The sequence below is a fragment of the Paraburkholderia sp. SIMBA_054 genome (assembly GCF_046534875.1).
GTDB lineage: Bacteria > Pseudomonadota > Gammaproteobacteria > Burkholderiales > Burkholderiaceae > Paraburkholderia > Paraburkholderia hospita.
Genome location: NZ_JAWRXV010000536.1, coordinates 1 through 296, shown reverse-complemented (window position 1 = coordinate 296; position 296 = coordinate 1). Strand labels below are relative to the sequence as shown.

The window sequence follows — 296 nt, the reverse complement described above, 5'->3', positions numbered from 1 at the left end:
TTGCGCACCATCCCTTCCTCGCGGATCTTGACGCGTAGCGCGTCAAAGAACACTACCGGGTACATCGGCTCGAGCGGGCGCGCCTGCCAGATACTCACCTCGTCCATCACGGCATCGGTCACCGAGCTGATGAATTCCGGCGACACATCGGTACCGTACTGCTCAGCCAGAAACCCCTGGATCTCGCGCACCGTCATGCCACGGGCGTACATCGCGATGATCTTGTCGTCAAAGCCGGTGAAACGTCGCTCGTGCTTCGGAATCAGGATCGGGGCAAAGCTGCCGTCGCGGTCACG

At 61.1% G+C, this 296-nt stretch carries 1 protein-coding gene; it reads right to left on the bottom strand.

Annotated elements, in window-relative coordinates:
* Window positions 1-296: transposase (locus SB822_RS56235; RefSeq protein ID WP_410858996.1), on the bottom strand; the 296-nt coding region annotated here is incomplete at both ends.